Here is a 1,849-nt window from a genome sequence, read left to right as displayed (position 1 = left end):
GCCTTCTCCAGCTCGGCATTGCGTGCCCGGACGCTGCCGCCGCGGGCCCCGCTCCAGCCGATCGCGGTCTGGGTCGGGCGCAATCCGGCCGAGGGCCAGCAGATCCTGGAGGCTCAGGAGAACGCCCAGAAGGCGGCCGCCGCCAACACGCGCGCCGCCAAGCTCGAAGCCGCCAAGGCGAAGCGCGAGGCCGCGCTGCAGGCCGCCAAACAGGCTCGCGAGACCCGGCTTGAGCAGGCCAAGGCGGCGAGCGCCGCCAAGGCCGCGGCCAAGCCGGCTTCGAAGGTCGCCGCGAAGCCGGCCCACGGCCTGCCGCGCAACGCCAGCGCCTACACGTCCGTCGAGACCCCGGGCATGCCGGAGGCCAAGCCGGGCAAGGGTCTCTCGAAGCCCGCCGCCAAGCCCGCCGCTCACAAGGCGCCGGCCAAGCCCGAGGCCCGGAAGGCCGAGGTGAAGAAGCCTCAGGGCAAGAAGGCGGCGGCCGAGGAGTAGCGTCAGTCCGGCATCGCACCCGGGCGCGTTGCCTCCGGACCCGAAAACCCCCATCTCGGCGGCCATGTCGTTGACCGCCTCGCCCGCCTCTGATCCGCGCCGCCCCGAGCCGATCCCGCTCACCGTGCTGACCGGCTTCCTGGGAGCCGGCAAGACCACGCTGCTGAACCGGCTGCTGCGCGATCCGGCGCTCGCCGACACCGTGGTGATCGTCAACGAGTTCGGCGAGATCGGGCTCGACCACCTGCTGATCGAGTCCATCGACGAGGACATGGTCCTGCTCGGTGCCGGCTGCCTGTGCTGCACGGTGCGGGGCGACCTGATCGCCACCCTCGAGGACCTGCTGCGCAAGCGCGACAACGGCCGGATCACGCCGTTCCGCCGGGTTGTGATCGAGACCACCGGGCTGGCCGACCCGGCGCCGATCCTGCACGCGCTGATCTATCACCCGTACCTGGTGCTCCGGTACCGCCTGCAGGCGGTGGTGACGGTGGTGGATGCGGCGACCGGTGCCGCCTCCCTCGACGCCCACCCGGAGGCGGTGCGGCAGGCCGCGGTGGCCGACCGCATCGTCCTGACCAAGGCGGACCTCGCCGGCGACACCGCCGGGATCCGCGCGCGGCTCGCCGCCCTCAACCCGGCAGCCTCGATCCTGCCCCCGGACGCGTCGGCTGAGGACCTGCTCGGCGGGCTGTTCGGCCTCGACGGCAAGGGCGCCGACGTGCGCACCTGGCTCGGCGACGCGGCCCTGGACCTCCCGCACCAGGCCGACGTGAACCGACACGATGCGGCGATCCAGGCGGTATGCCTGACCAGCGCCGCGCCGGTGCCGCGCCCGGCCTTCGAGATGTTCATGGACCTGCTGCGCTCCGGCCACGGCCCGAAGCTGCTCCGGCTCAAGGGCATCGTGGCGCTGGCCGACGACCCGGAGCACCCGATCGTGGTGCACGGGGTCCAGCACGTGTTCCATGCGCCCCTGACCCTGCCGGCCTGGCCCGACCCCGACCACACCTCACGGCTCGTGCTGATCCTGCGCGACCTCGATCCGGCCTTCGTCCAGCGGCTCTGGGACGCGTTCCTGGGCCGGCCGCGGGTGGACGCGCCCGACGCCGCCGCGCTCACCGACAACCCGCTGGCGATCCCGGGGAGCTGATCCGCCGGGCGGCACCGTCCTTGAAGCCATCGACCCGAACGGCGCTTCCGAGGCGCCCCTACGTCCCGGACTGGGACGGTTGGTCGAAGGATCGGGACAGGCGATGGCGCAACGCTTCACCGTGATACAGGGCGGCCTCACCGGGACGGCGGTGCGCGAGCCCGCGTCGGAGCGGCCGCACCCCGGCCTCGCCCTGGCCTGGAG

At 73.3% G+C, this 1,849-nt stretch carries 1 protein-coding gene and 1 pseudogene; both read left to right on the top strand.

The features are described 5' to 3' along the window. Nucleotides 1-492: pseudogene (locus FV228_RS28485) on the top strand (D-alanyl-D-alanine carboxypeptidase); the annotation flags it as partial. Between the two features lie 64 nt (nucleotides 493-556). Next, on the top strand, nucleotides 557-1,645 hold the full coding sequence (locus FV228_RS28480; protein ID WP_147857550.1) for a GTP-binding protein: 1,089 nt from the start codon (nucleotides 557-559) through the stop codon (nucleotides 1,643-1,645). Nucleotides 1,646-1,849 lie beyond the last annotated feature (204 nt).

Origin of the sequence: Methylobacterium sp. WL18 (assembly GCF_008040015.1) — a bacterium.
Classification (GTDB): Bacteria; Pseudomonadota; Alphaproteobacteria; order Rhizobiales; family Beijerinckiaceae; genus Methylobacterium; species Methylobacterium mesophilicum.
The sequence above is the reverse complement of the archived record's forward strand: the minus strand, read 5'-3'. Positions and strand labels throughout refer to the sequence as shown.